The sequence below is a fragment of the Anaerolineae bacterium genome (assembly GCA_013178015.1).
Classification (GTDB): Bacteria; Chloroflexota; Anaerolineae; order DRVO01; family DRVO01; genus Ch71.
Genome location: JABLXR010000001.1, coordinates 85,363 through 102,580, shown reverse-complemented (window position 1 = coordinate 102,580; position 17,218 = coordinate 85,363). Strand labels below are relative to the sequence as shown.

15 protein-coding genes are annotated in these 17,218 nt (G+C 63.0%); 10 read left to right on the top strand and 5 right to left on the bottom strand.

From position 1 onward, the window contains the following. Positions 1 to 5 precede the first annotated feature (5 nt). The 5 genes from HPY83_00435 to HPY83_00415 all read right to left on the bottom strand — a co-directional run bounded on the left by HPY83_00435 (position 6) and on the right by HPY83_00415 (position 4,910). Positions 6 to 1,358, bottom strand: coding sequence for a sugar ABC transporter substrate-binding protein (locus HPY83_00435; GenBank protein NPV06411.1), 1,353 nt, complete (start codon positions 1,356 to 1,358; stop codon positions 6 to 8). Positions 1,359 to 1,476: 118 nt separating this feature from the next. Continuing rightward, positions 1,477 to 2,586: a hypothetical protein gene (locus tag HPY83_00430; protein NPV06410.1), complete on the bottom strand. Its 1,110-nt coding sequence runs from the start codon at positions 2,584 to 2,586 to the stop codon at positions 1,477 to 1,479. Further along, positions 2,583 to 3,548 (bottom strand): epoxyqueuosine reductase, encoded by a 966-nt coding sequence (locus tag HPY83_00425; protein NPV06409.1) that lies wholly within the window; start codon positions 3,546 to 3,548, stop codon positions 2,583 to 2,585. The genes HPY83_00430 and HPY83_00425 overlap by 4 nt, the downstream gene beginning before the upstream one ends. 73 nt (positions 3,549 to 3,621) lie before the next feature. Beyond that, positions 3,622 to 3,933 carry a hypothetical protein gene (locus HPY83_00420; protein ID NPV06408.1) on the bottom strand — a complete coding sequence of 104 codons (312 nt, stop codon included), beginning with the start codon at positions 3,931 to 3,933 and terminating at the stop codon, positions 3,622 to 3,624. Continuing rightward, complete coding sequence (locus tag HPY83_00415; GenBank protein ID NPV06407.1) at positions 3,930 to 4,910, bottom strand: epoxyqueuosine reductase; 981 nt, start codon at positions 4,908 to 4,910, stop codon at positions 3,930 to 3,932. Before HPY83_00415 ends, HPY83_00420 begins: the two co-directional genes overlap by 4 nt. An 862-nt stretch (positions 4,911 to 5,772) precedes the next feature. Between HPY83_00415 and HPY83_00410 the strand changes: the two genes are divergently transcribed. The 10 genes from HPY83_00410 to HPY83_00365 all read left to right on the top strand — a co-directional run bounded on the left by HPY83_00410 (position 5,773) and on the right by HPY83_00365 (position 17,170). Continuing rightward, on the top strand, positions 5,773 to 6,762 hold the full coding sequence (locus HPY83_00410; protein NPV06406.1) for a LacI family DNA-binding transcriptional regulator: 990 nt from the start codon (positions 5,773 to 5,775) through the stop codon (positions 6,760 to 6,762). An 82-nt stretch (positions 6,763 to 6,844) separates the two neighbouring features. Beyond that, positions 6,845 to 7,417, top strand: coding sequence for a hypothetical protein (locus HPY83_00405; GenBank protein NPV06405.1), 573 nt, complete (start codon positions 6,845 to 6,847; stop codon positions 7,415 to 7,417). A gap of 102 nt (positions 7,418 to 7,519) precedes the next feature. Then, the gene (locus tag HPY83_00400) at positions 7,520 to 9,541 is read left to right on the top strand and encodes an ABC transporter substrate-binding protein (protein ID NPV06404.1); all 2,022 of its coding nucleotides are present in this window, start codon (positions 7,520 to 7,522) and stop codon (positions 9,539 to 9,541) included. Between the two features lie 90 nt (positions 9,542 to 9,631). Beyond that, complete coding sequence (locus HPY83_00395) at positions 9,632 to 10,624, top strand: ABC transporter permease (GenBank protein NPV06403.1); 993 nt, start codon at positions 9,632 to 9,634, stop codon at positions 10,622 to 10,624. Positions 10,625 to 10,657: 33 nt separating this feature from the next. After that, entirely contained in the window at positions 10,658 to 11,800 is a 1,143-nt protein-coding gene (locus tag HPY83_00390; protein NPV06402.1) for an ABC transporter permease, read from the top strand. Positions 11,801 to 11,805: 5 nt separating this feature from the next. Beyond that, positions 11,806 to 12,837: an ABC transporter ATP-binding protein gene (locus HPY83_00385; GenBank protein ID NPV06401.1), complete on the top strand. Its 1,032-nt coding sequence runs from the start codon at positions 11,806 to 11,808 to the stop codon at positions 12,835 to 12,837. Positions 12,838 to 12,854: 17 nt separating this feature from the next. Further along, on the top strand, positions 12,855 to 13,907 hold the full coding sequence (locus HPY83_00380; protein ID NPV06400.1) for a dipeptide ABC transporter ATP-binding protein: 1,053 nt from the start codon (positions 12,855 to 12,857) through the stop codon (positions 13,905 to 13,907). Further along, a complete protein-coding gene (locus HPY83_00375; GenBank protein NPV06399.1) occupies positions 13,904 to 14,977 on the top strand; it encodes a hypothetical protein in 1,074 nt (357 codons plus the stop codon). The genes HPY83_00380 and HPY83_00375 overlap by 4 nt, the downstream gene beginning before the upstream one ends. A 69-nt stretch (positions 14,978 to 15,046) precedes the next feature. After that, positions 15,047 to 16,231, top strand: coding sequence for a hypothetical protein (locus HPY83_00370; protein ID NPV06398.1), 1,185 nt, complete (start codon positions 15,047 to 15,049; stop codon positions 16,229 to 16,231). 594 nt (positions 16,232 to 16,825) lie between these two features. Continuing rightward, positions 16,826 to 17,170, top strand: a complete 345-nt coding sequence (locus tag HPY83_00365; protein ID NPV06397.1) for a DUF1232 domain-containing protein — start codon at positions 16,826 to 16,828, stop codon at positions 17,168 to 17,170. Positions 17,171 to 17,218: the final 48 nt, after the last annotated feature.

Genomic DNA, 17,218 nt, shown 5'->3' with positions numbered 1-17,218 from the left:
TCTTCCTACTCGCCTGGCACGAAGGCGATCAGTTCGTTGACCCGTTCAGCGATGGCGTCCAGCGAGGCCTGCACGTCGGGCTTCTCGATGCCGTAGATGGAGTCCAATGCCGCCTGGATCTCGCGGTGTACGCCGATCCAGTCCCCGGCCACAGGCTCGGGACGGCCGTAGGCGAAGGCGTCAATCATGATCTGGGCGTGCTCAGGCGGCTGGGTGGGATCGAGGAACTTCGGGTCCTGGGCCACCGAGATGCGAGAGGGCACTTTCAGGCCAGTGGCGACCCAGTGCCAGAACGCCTCCTCTGTGGTTAGGAACGACATCCACTGCCAGGCTGCCTGGGGCTGCTTGGTTCCAGAGTACATGCTGTGGCCAGCAGAGGCCACTCTGGTGGTCTGCACATCATCAGCGTCCCGGGGCAGGTGGGCGATGTCCCACTCGAACTCGGAGGGCATGACGTTATCGAATACCGAGAACTGGGGGAACATGCCGATGCGGCCGGTGGTGAACAGATCGCCGGTGGAGAAGCCCCCCTTCTCCACGCCGGGGATGTGGATCTGGGGGTCGTGGTGCCAGTCCTGGATCAGTGCTACCTGGGAGACGCTGGGCTCCTGGTTCATGGTGAACTGAGTGCGGTCCTGGTTGACGACGTCGCCACCCTTCTGCCACATCTTGATCCAGGTGTTGCGGTTCAGGTTCCAGTCCGCGGTGCCGTAGACTCGCTCCGCACCTTCCCCCGTGGTCATGGCCTGGGCGGCCAGCAGGAAGTCGCTCCAGGTCCAGTTGTCGGTGGGCAGAGGCAGGCCGAGTTCCTCGAACAGGGCCTTGTTGTAGATGAGGACGGTGCTGGTGGTCTCTCGAGGGATGCCGATCTGCTTGCCGGCCACATTGAAGTCCGCCCATGCGCCGGCCAGGAAGTCCTCGGGGTTGACCGACGGGTCTGCCTCGACCATGGGCTGGATGTCCATCTGGATGTCCCGCTTGGCCTGACCGGCGTTGGTATAGGTATGCGCCCAGTAGACGTCAGGCGCATCGCCGGCGGCGATGAGGGTAAGGAGCTTGGTCTGGACTTCGATGGCACCACCGGGTTCCCAGATCGGTTCCACAGTCAGGTCGGGATTTGCCTCCTGGAACATCTCGATCAGCGGTTCGTAGCGATCGAACGCCACCTGGGCGCCGCCCTGAGTGAGGAACCTCACTGTGGCCGGTGCCCTGGTTGGAGCCACCTCTTCCGGTGGGGCGGTGGCGGGCGCCGGGGCGGGAGTAGCGGGGACGCAGGCGGCCACAAACACACTAATACCGCCCACCATGGCCTGCTTGAGCAGGCGCCGACGCGAGACGCTGATGGCTTCCGCAACCATCGTGTTCCTCCTTTACTGCTACGCTACCGGCGAATCCGTCTACTGCATCGTGTACCGATCACCTCCTTTCGTTCACTGCTACGCTGCCGACGTATCGACCGTTCGGGCGGTGTACTGCTCACCCCCCTTCGGGCCCCGCCGCGGGGGTCTCCACGGCTGCCGCCAGCGGGCCGTTTCCTCTCCGTGCGCTCCTCGGCAGAAGCGCATCTTCACGTACCAACACTCGGGCCAAGACTTCCTCGCAGTAGCTGCAAGTCCGGCATTGCCTGTGGCAGGCGGAGGTCCGCTCGAACCAATCGGCTGGGAAGCGATCATTGGCGACAATGCACGGATGAAGCAGCAGGGAATGTGAGGGCTCCATCAGGTCCATCAGATTGCCGTGGAACTTGCCCCTCGCGTAAGCATCAATGACCTTGCCCGGGCTGCTGTGCATGCGCGTCGCCAGCTTCACCTGTGAGACGTACGGCTCGTAGCTAGCCACGTCCTCCGGCCGAATCCAGGTGCTCTTCATCCAGGAGACCCAATGGCCGGATTCGGCGTAGTATCGCCAGCAAGTCACTGGGTTCCAGTCGCTCCCGTTGACGGTGCGACTCACCTCCGCCTCGTGGGCCACCAGGTTGTCGTGGTAGGTCTGCCCAGAGCAAGCGTACAGGCAGCCGCTGTTGGCAAGGATGGTCAGCCTCTTGCCGTTCTGGTCAGCCCACTCCTTCAGTTCACCCAGCCTGTCGAGGTCTCGGTTGTCGTCTCGCAGGACACAGAAGCTATCGAACAGGTCGCTGAGGTACTGCATGCCCTCCACGGTGCCGATTCGCATGTTGACGGAGGCTCTCACGTCAATCTCGGGCCAGCTCTGCTTGATGACGTGGGCGACGAAGGGCGACGTGGTAGTGACGACGGCAATGTGAGCAAACGACAGCAGGTGTCGCACCAATGAGCTCACCTCATTGGCCAGGGCGGTGGACACAGCCAGGCCGCCGTAGCAGTTGGCATTCAGAAGGAGGCTCAGGCCCACGCCCATATCGGATAGGCGGGTCAAGTCGGCCTCGATCTGGTGCTGACTGCCCCAGTCAACGTCGCCGTCGTAGTGTCCTACCCTGGCCCGCCCGCTCGCCATGCCCACCCAAGCGAAGTAGACTTCGGCTATGGACTGGCGGTAGAGCCGGACCAAGTCCACTATCGTGGGCTGATCGTCCGCGAGGGGTAGTTGGTACCCGACCGAAAACCTCATTGGTCGATTCTCCAAGGCCTCCTAGTTCGGAACGGTTTGCGGAACGGCTTGGTCAGCCTCCCGGTCTCCTCGAGGTGTACCATGCAGGCGCGGATACAGCCCCTGGCGCCCTCCAGTGCCCTTCCTCCCCAGTAGGTCGGCGATGGATCGCCGAGGAAGGGGTTGTACTCGGGTGGCGGGTCCTGGAAAGCCTTCCAGCACCTTTCGATGTCGAACTTGCCCCACTCGCACTCCTTGCCGGCAACGACCACCTTCTCGGTCTCCGTGGTGCTTATGGCGTTGCCGGTGCAGTCGCGAGCGCAGAGCATGCAGCGATCGCAGATCTGCCCTTCGTACAAGGGGTCGGGTTCGAGAGGCGCATCGGTGAGCAAGCAGGCCAGTCTCTGCCTGGGACCAAACTCGGGACTCAGGAAGAGGTGACTATAGCCGATCTCACCAAGCCCAGCGGCTACAGCGGCGATCCGATAGTGGACAAACACGTCCGGCGCCGGCTTGTTCGCGTCCACAGGGATGCTCCACGGGGCGCGACCCGAGCCCGTATGCGGCTGGTAGGGGTAGACATGATGCCTCACCGCCGGCCGCTGCTCACCCGTGTGAAGAACCAGGCTGCTCCACTCGAAGGCGAAGTTAGGAAGAGGTACGGCTTCGTATCCCTCATCCTCCAGATAGTTCGTTATGCTCCATATCACCACTGGTTGTCGCACGAAGTTGATACCCATGTATCCCATGCTCGAGTAGGCATGAAACAAGGTGCCTTCCTCTATCCCCCGCAGAGCACCCCTGGGTATCCTAAAGCCGAAGACCATCATGGCCTTGGCGTCAGGGAAGATGTAGCGGGGGTCCATCTGCTTCGGTGCTCCTTCGAAGCGGTCCATGGAGGCGACGCCGACCAGGTCGGCTCCCTGAAGCTTGGCGTATTCCTTGACTCTCTGGGTGAACGCCTTGTCGGTCAGTGCGGCCATTCGGATTCTCCTCCGCCCCTGAGGGATTGGCTTCCAACGTACAGGGCAGTGTGAGCTCGGCTCCTCATGAAGCTCAGACCCAGGGCAGCTTGGCCTGGCCTTCGACGGCACCACCGGGCCCCCAGCTTGGCTCCACAGTCAGATCGGGATCCGCCTCCTGCAACATCTCAATCAGAGGCTGGTAGCAATTGCAGTCCACTTGAGCTCCGCCCTGGCCCGTCCGGTCGACCTCACCGCCGCGCCATCCGACGGGCGCCCGCCCGCTCGCCATGCCTTCGCAGGCGAAGTAGGCCTCAGCCACCGACTGGCGGTGCCCGGCCACGATGGAGGCGATCCAGTCGTCTTCCTCGTCGGCAGGCAACCGATACCCGACCGAGAGCTTCACCGCTCCAGCCTCCACGGCTCACGGCTACGGAACCGGTTGTGGAAGCTACGGTTCAGCTTGCCGGTCTCCTCCAGGTGCACCATGCAGGCTCTGATGCACCCTCGCGCTCCCTCGAGTGCCCGCCCGTAGCCGTAGGCAGGGGTGAGCTTGTACTGCTGAGCCTGGGAGACCTCCTGGGTGAACCCCCGCTCGTCCTCGGCGCTGACCATGAACGGGTTGTGCTCCCTGCTGGCGCCGCAGAAGTAGCGGCTGCACTGGTAGTGGTCGAGCCTGCCCCACTCCAGCTGCCGCCCGGCCACGGTCACTTTGATTGTCTCCGAGGGGCTGATGGCTCTGCCGGTGCAGTCGCGCACGCACAGCATACAGCGATCGCACAGCTCGCCCTCGAAGAGAGGATCGGGCTCCAGGGGGGCGTCAGTGAGCATGGCGGCCAACCTCTGCCGAGGCCCGAACTCCGGGGTGAGGAGGAGCTTGCTGTATCCTATCTCGCCCAGTCCGGCGCAGAAGGCGGCGATGCGCAGATGGATGAAGACATCAGGCGCAGGCTTGTCCGCAGAGACGGGCCGGCTCCAGGCCTCGTTGACTCGGGCGTGGACCACCGGGTCCTTGCCGTGCTTCCCGGTGTTTTCCCAGTCGAGGTGGTTGGGGATGGGCACGGCTTCCCAGCCTTCGTCCTCCAGGAAGGCGGCTACGCTCCAAAGGAGGACGGGCTGCTGCACCACGTTGATGCCGGCGTAGCCCAGGCTGGAGTAGACGTAGAAGAAGGTGCCCTCTTCGATACCGCGAAGGGTGCCCCTGGGGATGCGGAAGCCGAAGACGAGCACGGCCTTCGCGTCGGGGAAGATGTACCTCGGATCCATCTGCTTCGGGGCTCCCTCGAAGCGGTCCATACTGGCCACACCGACGAGATCGGCCCCGTGTTGCCTGGCATGCTCCTTGACTCTCTGCGTCAGCGTCCTGTCCGTTGCCTGCGACACTTGCCACGCCTCCTGTGTCCTCGTACGGTCCACCCTCGTGTGTCAAGGCAAGAGACCTAGCACCGATGACAGCAGGCCGCCACCGGCGCTGCTGCTCCCTTGGCCTCGCGGGCGGAGCAACCGCCCTGCGCGGATACCGACCAGGCCGGCAGTCGTCGCGCACTGCCGCGCCAGCGTCCCGGCAACCACGACGCCAGAGCGGCGGCACCGCTCGTGGTTGCGCGGTGGACAGCTCAGAGAGCGCGGTAACGCTGAATGCCGGCACTATACCGCGTGCTGGCGTCCTGTGTCAATGGTCATCGGGCCGTGGGGCGTGGGGCCAGGCTAGGGGTGGACGGCAGGAAGCGCGAGCGCTTCGTGTTCCCGCCGAGTGGAGCATCTGTCTGCGGGTTGAGGCATCTCGGCTGGCGGAGCCGGAGACCGTGCGCTGGGGCCTGGAGCCGGCCCGAGCCCACCGACAGGGTAGGAGGGAAGGCACTGCTCATGACGTACCCGTCGCCCGCGTGTACCTCTACAGAAACGGGCGTCGTGGCGTGGCAGCTTGCCGCCGTGCGGCATGTGGCACGCAGAATGAGGCAGAGGCCACCGAAGGGGTGAAGGGGCGGAGCACTCGAACTACGCCGATAGCGGCGAGGGACGCTGTGCAGTGGCACGCCGCGACTCCCTGCGCCCTCGGTCTGGGTCCCAGCACTGGATACGCGCTTTCGCCATCCCACTTGACAACGGGATCGCGATCTCGCTACACTAGAGACGTTCCCGGTAACGCTACCGGTCGTGCTTGGGTGGTGTTTCTCTTGTCTGCGAGGAGTTTGCCCTTGTGAGGGTCACCATCCGTGATATAGCTCGTCGGGCAGGTGTGTCCGTGAGCACGGCGAGCCGGGCTCTGAATGACAAGCCTGATGTGGCTCGTGCCACGCGGGAACGTGTTCTTGCCGCCGCCCAGGAGCTCAACTACACCGCCGACGCCTACGCACGCACACTGGTGGGCGGCAGAAGCCGCATGCTTGGCCTCATCATCCCCAACAACGGTGATTCCTTCTTCGCTCAGCTCGCGCGTGGGGTCGCAGATGCGGCCACTGCGCGCGGTTACGGCATGATCATCTACAACACCAACGAGTGCCCAGAACTGGAGCTGCAAGCTCACCGGCTGATGCTGGAGAGACGGGTAGAAGGCGTTCTGGTAGCGTCCGTGGAGAGCGGCATTCACGCACTCTCCCGCCTGATTGAGGCTGGCGTGTGTTGCGTGCTCCTCAATAGGCGCTTGGAGGGGCTAGACCTCGACTACGTGATCTCTGACTACGAGGATGGCGCCTACCAAGCAACGGCGCATTTGTGCCGCCTGGGGCACACTTGCATCGCGCACGTCACGCTGGAGGGCGACCGTTACAGCGTGCGGACGAGGCTGGCAGGCTACCGTCACGCTCTCGAGGAATATGGCGTTCGGATGGCGCCGGAGCTGGTCGTACGTTGCTCCCCAGAGCTTGCTAGCGTGTACGAGCGTGTCCTGCAGGCCTTGCCAGCGCTAAGCCCGCGTCCGACGGCCATATTTGCCTACAACGACCTTCAGTGCACTCCCATTCTTAAGGCCTTACGAGAGCTTGATTGGGCTGTGCCGGGCGATATGGCGCTCGTTGGCTATGACGATGCCGAGTTTGCGGCCTGGCTTTCTCCACCCCTGACGACCGTGTCCCAGTCTCCGTACGATGTAGGCATGAAGGGAGCTGAGCTCCTTATCGAGGGGCTTGAGCAGTCGGACGAAAGGAGCTCGGAACCGCGGCAGCTTGTGCTCAAGCCGCAGCTAGTGATCAGGCAGTCATCGGGGCCACCTGCCCGAGAGGAGAGAGTCAAGTGACGAGTGTTGAGCTCGGCGGCTGGTCCCTCGCCCCTTGCGTTAGGCGCCACGGAAGGCGCAGCCGTCCGCGTAGGAGGTAAGAGTGAGCGGTCTGCCCGGGGATGGCGCAGGGCGGCAGCGGTCGCGGTTCACCAGAGTGATGCTGTACAACGACCCGAGCGGGCTCCTTTCCTTCTGGTATTCTGCCGAGTGGCAGCTGCAGGTTGAGAGCGAGCCTTTGCCGCGTGTTCGACTGACGCCCGATGTCAGAGACCCGGACACACACATGGCCATAGCGGTGAGTGACCTTGGTGCTCCCCTCGCTCCAGGAGAGCAACCTGCGGTCCTGGAGGGAGTGCGCGAGGGGCTGGCACAGCTTGATAGGTGCGAAGTCCACTCCCTTGGCGAGATCGCAGTGGGCAGCCTCTGGGGAGTGGAGTGGCGGTGCAGCTTCGATGTGGCCGACCGGCGTTGCTGGCGGCGCGGCAGGCTGTTCTTCAGCGACCGGTATCAGTATGCAGTGGTGTTTCAAGGCTCCACCGAGGAGCGTTTTGGCTACTGGCGAGGCATGTTCGAGTGGACCATGCTTACCGTCGGCACCGGGTCCTTCGACGCCCAACGATGGCTGGCGGACCATCGGCTGGGGCTCGAGTCGAGCACAGGGGAAAGGAAGTGATGACTGCCTGATGACTACCGGCTTCCGTGGCAGGGAGGGTATCTTGGTTTGGCCGCTCGCAGAGACCATACAGGAGGACCTAAGATGGCAAGGAGATGCACGATGAACCGCAGAGCCTTCCTAAGAGCCTCAGCCATGGTTGTGGCAGCGGCAGGCGTCGGCGCCTGCGCCCCTGGTGCTCCGGCGCCAACGCCCACCGAAGCCGCCGTCGAGGTGGCGACACAAGCGCCGGAGGCCAGTCCCAGTCCAGCTGCACCGCTAGCCAAGTACAGCGAAGCGCCCATGTTGGCTGAGCTGGTGAGTGGCGGGACTCTCGAGCCGGTGGAACAACGTCTTCCGCCGACCCCTCAGATCATCGAGCCCATCGAAGAAGTAGGGCAGTACGGTGGCACGGTGCGCGTCGCTATCGGCAACGCCAATGCTCTCTTCGGCGATGGGCAGGCGGTGATAGGCACTGAGCTAGTGCTGCGTATCGACAGGGATTTCAACAGTATCACGGGCGGGTTGTTCGAGAGCTGGGAGTTCAACGACGACGCCACAGAGCAGGTCCTGTATCTGCGTAAGGGGCTGCGCTGGTCGGACGGTCAACCTATGACCACGCAGGATTGCCTCTTCGACTGGGAAGACTGCAGGCTCAACGAAGAGCTCTTCCCCGCGGGTCCCGGCGATGTGTGGCGTGCTGGGCCCGACAAGGTGCCCATGAAGATGACGGCACTCGATGATTACACTTTGAAGCTGGAATTCGCCGCCTCGTATCCGCTCATCATCCTGAACCAGGGATTCTACTCTGGCTGCCAGGGTGGTGGAATGTGGGCACCCAAGCATTACGGGCAGCAGTTTCACCCCAAGTATGCCGACCAGGAGGATCTCGACAAACTGGTCAAGGATGCCGGTTTCGAGAACTGGACGCAGCTGTTCGGGGACAAGATGCGGGTGGGCTCTACCATCCCTGCGGCTGTGGGTCTGCCAGGGATGACGGCCTTCATCCGCACGGCCGACGACCCGGATCACCACACGTATGAGCGTAACCCGTACTACTGGAAGGTAGACACAGCCGGGAACCAGTTGCCGTACTTCGACAAGGTGATCGTCTATATCGTGCCCGACAAGGAGCTGCTCACGGCAAAGCTGCTGGCCGGTGACCTCGACTTCGTCGGCCACAGCACCTACCTCAAGAACATGGAGCTGTATAAGAGGGCCGAGCAGGAGGGCAAGGTCAAGGTCTACCTCTGGAAGTCAACCCTCGTCTCCGCTGTCATCATCTACCCGAACTTGACCGCCAAGGACCCGGAGCTGCGGGACTTCTTCCAGAGATTGAACGTGCGGAGAGCTCTGTCCATTTCGATCAACCGCGACGAGATCAACGACGTTGTTCACTTCGGCCTCGGTGAGCCGCGCCAGGTCGCGCTGTGGCCCAACTCGATCTACTATAAGGAGGGCGATGAAGCGCACTACGCCGAGTACGATCCGGACAGGGCTAACCAGTTGCTGGACGAGGAGGGCTTCACACAGCGGGATTCTGAAGGGTATCGTCTCTTCCCTTCTGGCAAGCGTATAGGTTGGCTGGGTGAGTTCGACCCGGAGCAGGGCGATATCCAGCCCACTCTCGAGCTATGCATCCAGTACTGGAAGGACATCGGCATCGAGTTCAGCATCAAGCCGGTGAACCGTCAGCTCCTTAGCGAGCGGGCTATCGCCAACGAACTGCCGATGTTGTTCTGGCAGGGAGATGTCGGTTCTGACATCGTCTTTCCGTCCACCAGCAAGATCCTACATGCCGCTCCAGAGTGGGGCAACGCCCTTGGTTGGGGCCGGGCGTGGGAGGCCTACATGACCCTGAAGGGCCAGTTCCCCGATCTGGAGGAGGAGCCGCCAGACTGGGTCAAGGCGCAGTACACGGATAGGAGTGAGTTCAACGTCACCCTGGATGAGCAGGAGCGCATTGCCATCATGCGCCGCATGCTGGACCGCTTCTACGAGCACTTGCCGTGTTTCGGCACGGTCGGGGTGCCCCAGGCCATAGTCACCAAGCCCAACTTCGGCAACTTCCCCGAGGATGGTGTCTGGGGATTCGCAACTATCCGCGCTGTGCCCGTCAACCCGGAGCAGTTCTTCTACAAGTAGGCTTAGCGCTGATCGCAGGTGTCCTTCCGGCTCGGCGCCTCCCGGGCCGGAAGGACCCGAGCATATGATGCTGAGCTGGGGTCTCTTGGCATGCGGGCGTACCTGGCAAGAAGAATCCTGCAGTGCATTCCGATTCTCGTCGGCATCTCTGTCATCGCCTTTGCCATCATTCAGCTGCCGCCGGGGGATTACCTCACCACCTACGTCAACAACCTGGCAGCGCAGGGCGAGGTGATCGGAGAAAGCGAAATCGCCGCGCTCAAGCGGCAGTACGGGCTGGACCTGCCCGTATACATGCAGTACGTCAAATGGACGGCTAACTTCATCCAAGGCCGAATGGGGTATTCCTTCTACTGGAACAAGCCGGTGTCTTCCCTCATTGGCGAGCGCATTGCGCTCAGTATGATTGTGTCCATCTTCACCCTCATAGTGCAGTACAGCATCTCCATTCCCGTAGGCATCTACTCCGCGGTGAAGCAGTATTCGCTGTCTGACTACATCATCACTTTCATAGCGTTCATAGGTGTGGGGCTGCCCGCCTTCTTGGTCGCGCTGGTGGTCATGTACCTGGGCATAAGGTACTTCGGCCTTAGTGCCGGTGGGCTCTTCTCGCCGGAGTATCTCGACGCCCCGTGGAGTGTGGCGCGCGTAGTGGACTTGCTCAAGCACATGTGGCTTCCGGTAGTGGTCATTGGCATCTCGGGCACTGCGGGCACCATTCGGGTCATGCGCGCCATAACGCTCGACGAGTTGAGCCGGGCCTACGTCGAGGCAGCGCGCGCCCGTGGCCTTACTGAAGCACAGGCGGTGCTGAGATACCCCGTGCGGGTGGCCCTGAACCCGGTGATGAGCACCATAGGCTGGCAACTGCCGGCCATCGTCTCGGGGGAGACGCTCGTGGCCCTGGTCCTGGGGCTGCCAACCTGCGGTCCTCTGCTGTACACGGCGCTCATTACCCAGGACATGTTTCTCGCGGCAAGTTTCATCATGATTCTGAGCGCGCTCACGGTGCTGGGCACGCTCATATCGGATGTGTTGCTCGCCTGGATTGACCCGCGCGTGCGGTTTGGGAGGGCCGAATAGGTGGCAGAGCAGGAAATCGCTAAGCCTCAGCCACTGAGCGTGCCCGCGGCAGAGGTTGAGCTGCCGGTAGACGAGGCGGAGGAGGGTAAGCTTGCCCTTCTCTCCCACAGACAGCTTGTCTTCCTGCGCTTCCGCAAGAACAGGTTGGCAGTGCTGGGGCTATGCGTCATCACCTGTCTCTACGTCATGGTCGCCTTTGCCGAGTTCGTGGCCCCCTACGACCCGAACCGTCGGTTCCAGGGGTACGTCTACGCGCCGCCGAGCAAGATCCGCCTGCAGGCCGAGGACGGCAGCTGGCACTGGCCCTTCACCTATCCCGTCAAGCGCAAGACTGACACTATCACGTTCGAGCGCAAGTTTCTGGAAGACACGAGCACCCGCTACACGATTCGGCTCTTTGTGCGCGGGGACAGCTACAAGCTCTGGGGCCTGATCAGGACCGATCTGCATCTTTTCGGCGCCCCTGGGTACGACGGTCCCTTGACCCTATTTGGTCTGGACTACATGGGCAGGGACCTCTTCTCTCGGGTAATCTACGGCAGCCGGATTTCCCTCTCGGTGGGCCTCGTGGGCGTGCTGATGAGCCTGGTGATCGGGCTCATTCTCGGCGGGTTGTCTGGCCTCTACGGAGGAGTGGCCGACAACATCATCCAGCGCGTCATCGAGCTCATTCGCTCGATTCCTACTATACCGCTTTGGATGGGATTGGCAGCAGCTTTGCCGCCGAGCTGGCCACAGCTGCGCATCTACTTTGCCATCACCATCATCCTCTCTTTCGTTGGCTGGACAACGCTTGCCCGCGTCGTTCGCGGCAAATTCCTCTCCCTGCGGGAAGAAGATTTCGTGCTTGCTGCGCGCCAGAGCGGGGCTAGCGAATGGTTCATCATCTGGCAGCACCTTGTACCCTCTTTCATGAGCTACATATTGGTGCACCTGACGCTAGCCATCCCCGGAATGATCCTTGGGGAGACCTCTCTTAGCTTCCTGGGGCTGGGGCTAGCTCCGCCGACCATCAGCTGGGGGGTGCTCCTCAAGGACGCCCAGAAGCTGCAGGAGGTGGCGCTGCACCCGTGGATCCTTATCCCGGCGCTCTTCGTGCTCGCGGCAGTGCTTAGCTTCAACTTCCTTGGCGATGGCCTGCGCGATGCTGTCGATCCCTACGGGCAGAGGGTCTAGCGAAGATGTACGTTGATGGTGCGGGCGCAGCTGGTATCCTGGTCGAAGTGAAAGAGCTGCGGACGTACTTCGATCTTACGGAGGGTACGGTACGCGCCGTGGACGGCGTCAGCTTCCAGGTGAGCAGGGCGCGGACGCTTGGCGTGGTGGGAGAGAGTGGCTGCGGCAAGAGCGTGACAGCCCGCTCGATCATGAACATGATCCGTAGACCCGGCCGCATCGTCGGCGGCCAGATTCTATACCATCGGCGCAGGAATGGGTCGCGCAGCTCGATGGAGCAGGTGATCGACCTGGTACAGCTACCGCCAATGGGCGAGGAAATGCGGGCCATACGCGGTGGCGAGTTCGCCATGATCTTCCAGGAGCCGAAGGCTTCCTTCAGCCCGGTGCACACTGTCGGCAGCCAGATCGTTGAGGCCATCGTGCTGCACCAGAGCATCAGCAGGGAGGAGGCAAGGGAACGCGCGGTGGAGATGCTGCGTCGCGTCAGTATCCCCAACCCGGAGGAGCGCATAGATGCCTATCCGCATCAGCTCTCCGGCGGCATGTGCCAGCGGGCGATGATCGCCCTGGCGCTCTCTTGCCGGCCAGACCTACTCATAGCCGATGAACCGACTACAGCTCTGGACGTCACCACCGAAGCCCAGATACTTGACCTTATCCAGGAGTTGCAGGAGACCTACCATACGGCCGTCATGTACATAACGCATAACCTGGCGGTCCTGGCGGAGATCGCCCACGAGGTGGTGGTCATGTACATGGGCCGGGATGTGGAGCAGGCGTCTACCCAAGAGATCTTCGAGAACCCGTTGCATCCATACACTCGTGCCTTGCTGCGCTCGATCCCGCGGGTGGACCAGGACGTCGAAGAGCTTGCTGTGATCCGCGGCCGAGTGCCCGATCCCTACGCCATTCCCCGGGGATGCCCCTTTCATCCTCGGTGCGGCAGCCGCAAACCGGTGTGCAGCGCCGACGTTGAGGTCCCGCACGTGGATGCCGCGCCGGGGCACCGGGTCCGTTGCCATCTCTACTCCTGAGGGCGCGGGGGGCGTCGATGGATGCGGTAGACAATCAGCCTCTTCTCTTGGTGCGGGAGCTCAAGAAGCATTTTCCCATCACTAAGGGCCTCTTTGCTTCCGTCAAGGGCCATGTGAAAGCCGTAGACGGTGTGAGCTTCGAGGTCCCCCGGGGTGAGGTGCTCGGCCTCGTCGGTGAGAGCGGCTGTGGCAAGACGACGGCGGGGAGGGTGATCGTTCGGCTATACCGGCCGACCGCCGGTGAGATCCTCTTCCGTCTGCCCGATGGCCAGGTGGTGGATCTGGCGCGGCTGGATCATGGCGAGCTCAGGCCCCTGCGACGGTACATGCAGATGATATTCCAGGACCCGTTTTCTTCCCTCAACCCGCGCAAGACGATCCTGGACATAGTGGGGGAGCCGCTGCGGGTGAATGGCGTGGCCCAGGGGCGGCAGCTACAGGACCGGGTGGCGGAGCTCTTGCACCTGGTGGGGATGCGCCCCGAATACATGATGCGCTACCCACATGCTTTCAGCGGGGGCCAGCGGCAACGCATCGGCATAGCGCGGGCGCTGGCGCTCAACCCCCAGTTCATTGTGGCCGACGAGCCCGTCTCTGCGCTGGATGTCTCGGTGCAAGCGCAGATACTCAACCTGATGCGGTCGTTGCAGAGGCAGCTGGGCCTGACGTTCCTCTTCATCTCCCATGACTTGAGCGTGGTGAAGCACATGAGCAACCGCATCGCCGTCATGTATGTGGGTAAGCTGGTGGAAGTGGCCGACCGGGAAGCCCTGTTTGCCAGGCCGCTTCACCCCTACACTGAGGCCCTCCTCTCGGCGGTGCCAGTGCCGGATCCCCGGCGAAAGCGTACGAGGTTGGTCCTGGCGGGAGAGGTTCCCGACCCGGCCAACCCACCACCAGGCTGCCCATTCCACCCTCGCTGCCGTTACGCCGAGCCGGTCTGCGCCAAGGAGGAGCCCGAGCTGCGAGCCATGCCCGGCGAGAGGACAGTGGCCTGTCACCGGTCTGAGGACCTGGGTCTGGCCGGCGCCCTGTCCTCCTATCGGCCGGCCCAGGGGGTAAGCTCTTGACGCCCCGGGAGAGAGTGCTCACCGCGCTTTCTCGACGCGTCCCGGACTGCGTCCCCAAGACGATGTCTCTCTGCCCGAGCCAGCTTGAGCGCTTTCGGCAGGAGACTAGCGCTGAGGATCCCGCGAGCTACTTCGGCTTCGAGGTGCGGGATGTACACCCCCTGCCGGCGCGGCCCTCCGGCGACCTCACACCTTACCGGCGCGGCTACCCCGAGGGGGCGCGCGTGGATGAGTGGGGAGTCGGCTGGGCAAAGGGTTCCGAGTATCACTTCGAACGGATCCTTCACCCCCTGGCGGGGGCGCGCTCCGTGCAGGAGATAGCGCGCTACCCCTTGCCGGACCTAGCAGCAGAGGAGCGGTTTGCTGGGTTTGCCGCCGCGGTGACTTCACTGCACGAGCAGGGCCTGGCCGTGGTTGCTCACTGCACACCATTGGGCGGCACCGTATTCTGGCCTGCTTACAAACTCCGGGGCATGGAAGCCCTCATGATGGACATGATGACGACGCCAGAACTGGCCGAAGCACTCCTGGACCGTGTGACCGAGGTGTCGTCCCGTCTCGCTGCTCGTCTGGCTAGCTTCGATATCGACGTGCTTTGGCTGGCGGACGACTTTGGCACGCAGAGAGCTCTCATGATGAGGCCAGCCTTGTGGCGAAGCTGGTTCAAGCCGCGCCTCCAGCAGGTGATCGACGCTGCCAGATCGGCGCGAGCGGGCTTGTTGGTTGCCTTCCACAGTGACGGCAAGATAGACGAGATCATCCCCGATCTCATCGACATCGGAGTCGACGTACTCAATCCTCTTCAGCCCGAGGTCACGAACATAGCGGCCATCAAGAGGGAATATGGTGGGCATTTGGCCTTCTGGGGCGGGGTAGGGACGCAGACCACGCTGCCCTTCGGCTCGCCGACCGACGTGCGCCAGGCCGTGCGGGAGCTGATCCTCGCTGTCGGGGCTGGCGGTGGCCTGCTGGTTGCGCCCACCCATCTGGTGGAGCCGGAGGTACCGTGGGAGAACATCTTGGCCTTGGTGCAAGCGGTTGAGGATTACGGCTGGTACGAGTTGGGCTGAGGGCTATGGCGGGGCAAGCTGGGTTACCACCTTGCCAGCCTGCTGAGAATCCGCAGCAAGGAGGCGGACATGCCTACCGTAGAAAGAGCCTGCCCTGTAGTCAGGGTCACTGATGGGCCGTTCTATCACTTCTTTGGCTACTACGACAAGTGCCCCTGGGATGCCGCCGGTCGCAATCTCCTTTGTATGCGCGTCGCCTTTATGCACCGGCCCCCTGGCCCTGAGGACATGGCCATCATCGGAACGGTAGACCTGCAGGACGGCAACCGCTGGAGTCCTCTCGCCGAGACCACCGCTTGGAATTGGCAACAAGGTACCCACCTGCAGTGGCTCGGCTCCGCTCCTGACAGGCTGGTCATTTTCAACACCCGGGAGCGCGATCACTACGTCGCTGTGATCCTGGACGTGCACACTGGGGAGAGGCAAGTCCTGCCCCGCCCGATCTACGCCGTCTCCGCCGACGGCCGGCAGGCGGTTACCCTGAACTTCTCCCGAGTGGCCTGCACCCGTCCCGGCTACGGCTACGTGGGGGTGCCCGACGCCTGGGCGGAGGACCCCGCCCCGGCCGAGGATGGCATCTATCATATGGACCTGGCGACTGGGGCTAGCCGCCTGGTCATCAGCTTGGCGCAGATGGCCCAGTTCCAACGTGAGGCTTCGATGGAGGGCGCCGAGCACTGGTTCAACCACCTCCAGTTCAACCCCTCGGGCACGCGTTTCATCTTCCTGCATCGCTGGCGCGGACCGGGGATCCGCGGCTGGCACACGAGGCTCTTTACGGCAAGCCCTGACGGGAGCGATATCGCCTTCCTTGGCAGGGAGCACCTCGTCTCTCACTTCGATTGGCGGGACGACGACCACGTGCTTGCCTGGTCGCGCCACAACGGCGAGGACCACTTTCACCTGTATCGGGACCGATCGGACGAGGTCGAGGTGGTGGGGCGGGACGTGCTGCTCCAGGACGGTCACTGCTCGTACAGCCCCGATCGCCGGTGGCTCCTCGATGACACGTACCCGGATCCGGCACGCTCGGAGCGTACCCTGATTCTGTATCATTTGGAGAGCAATACCCGCTTCGACGTGGGCCACTTCTACGCTGCTCCCGATATCTCCGGCGAGATACGCTGTGACCTGCATCCTCGCTGGAACCGCGATGGCACCCAAGTGTGCTTCGACTCGATCCACGAAGGAGAACGGCAGGTCTACTGCATGGATGTCTCGGGGGTGCTGGGAAGCGAGGCCAAGTTGGTGTAGACAATGGCATCTGCCGATCGGCCTAGCGTGAGCTCTGGTGAGGGCCGAGTCCACAGCGCCCATGAGGACCGGCAGGATGGAATGAGACCTCTCGGGCTCCGCCTGGGCGGTGGTGTCCCCCAAGACGGCCTGGATGAAGCTGAGTGCGCGCCTACCGGAGGGTTGGGTGGTCGCGCTTGAGCCTTTGCCCCTCCAGCTCTGACAGCGGCTTCTTGGCTACTCTGCTCATGTGGATGGAGCCGATAGCGAGCAGTACGCGGTGTCCCCCTAAGGGGGCAAGGTAGGAAGCATCTCCAAGAGGTCCTGGCTGCTGACAAGCGGTGCCGGCCGCCACACGGGCTCGGGGTCTGGACCCTCGGGGTGAGGGGGCCATGGCGTTCAGCCGGATGCTCTTGGGGCACTCTCAGGCCAGGATCATGTGAGTATTGGGCAGGCTCTTTACGGCTAGCTGGTGGCTGGAAGAGAAGCCGCACTGGTCCAGGAAGGACAGGGCTGGCTGCGCTGGTTGACCTCGGAAGCGACGGGGACGGCTTGCAAGCGCGGGCTATTGTCGCTAGCATGAAACGCAAGACCTAGGCTAGCAGGGTGATGGGCTTGAGCAAGATACCACTGAAAGCCAACTACCTCAGCGAGCTGCTGCTTCACCTCAGGCTGTGGTGGCGCCTCCTGCGCGACCCCAGAGTCCCCGGCGTACTGAAGCTGGCCGTCCCCGCTCTGGCTCTCGTGTACGTGCTCTGGCCTGCCGACCTTCTGCTCGATCTGGTCCCGGTGCTGGGCCAGGTGGATGATGTGCTGGTGCTGCTGCTGGCATTGCGCCTGTTCGAGTCCTGGGCCCCGCGCTCGGTGGTGACCGAGCATCTGGCCCGCCTGCGGCGATCCGGGGCCCCCGCCGGAGCGCACGGCGACGACGTGATAGACGGCGAGTACCGCATCCTGTAGGTCCAGCTCGAAGTCACGCGTCCGGGCAGGGTAGCGGTAACTGCCCAA